This is a genomic window from Leptospira ognonensis, from assembly GCF_004770745.1.
Lineage (GTDB): Bacteria > Spirochaetota > Leptospiria > Leptospirales > Leptospiraceae > Leptospira_A > Leptospira_A ognonensis.
The window spans coordinates 1-970 of sequence record NZ_RQGD01000055.1; the positions used below are offsets into that span (position 1 = coordinate 1).

The 970-nt window shown below is 31.4% G+C and carries 1 protein-coding gene; it reads right to left on the reverse strand.

All coding sequences use genetic code 11. The annotated features are described in order from the left end of the window. Positions 1-91 precede the first annotated feature (91 nt). A complete protein-coding gene (locus tag EHQ58_RS18520; RefSeq protein WP_135625562.1) occupies positions 92-778 on the reverse strand; it encodes a hypothetical protein in 687 nt (228 codons plus the stop codon). Between the last annotated feature and the right edge of the window lie 192 nt (positions 779-970).

Here is a 970-nt window from a genome sequence, read left to right on the forward strand (position 1 = left end):
GCGTGACGGAGGACAATGTGCCTTTAGGCCGAGCGAGGGCGAAAGTCCCGAGCGGAGCGTGTCAGCCGCAGTTATGCGTAGTTTTTGAAGTTTATCGATTAGTAGATTTTATAGAGTCTATTAAATCACTCATATTTTTAATTTCTGGAAAGGCTGATTGTATACTGAAGGCAATTAAGGTAGAGATCGCAAGTAAAATTAAAAATGGTATAATCGTATTTTTGATAACTACTCCGTACCAACCAATTTGCTGATAGTTCTTTATTTTACTATAAACAAATGTCATGGCAAAAGATTCGAAAACTAATTCAGATAAAAATACTGGTGCAATAAAAATAACATAACCAAAGATTACCAATATAGATAGAGAAAAAATTAGGAAAAGAATAATCAGAAAGGCCTGTTCATGTTCAAAGAGAAAGTCATATGGAGCAGAGGTAATATTAATGTTTCCGGCATTATATGAATTATTTGAGTCAATTCTTAAAAGCTCTATTGATTCACTTGGATGTAGATTCATTCCTTTAAAGGCGAAGAATATCCAAATTTTTAGAAATAAAAAGAACGAAAGATAGCCAGCAAAAATAGCTAGGGGATATCGAACATACATCAATGAAATTCCAAAATTAAACAAGATTATTGAACTTAATGTAGAAGATAAAAATGTTGCACTCAATATTACAAACATCTGAAAACGAGGATTCCCTCTTTTTAGTAAAATTGATTTGATTTGATGTAAGTGCTTTGTTTTGGGATTTTCAGTTTTTATTTTTTTCATTTTTTTTTCAAATAATACGCATAATGTTCTAAAGGTAAACTACATTTGGCGTAGTGGAGCGTTTACAAAATGATAGACGTCGTTTTTGATTCTTTATTAAGAAAATCTTCTATACAGAAAAAAGTGAAAATATTGAAGGTTACACCATTAAATACCATGCCAATGGGAAAACAAGATGGTCAAAAGGTAAAA

Excerpts from the sequence above, each read along its gene's own strand:
- EHQ58_RS18520 (WP_135625562.1), bottom strand. The coding sequence starts at position 778 with ATGAAAAAAATAAAAACTGAAAATCCCAAAACAAAGCACTTACATCAA.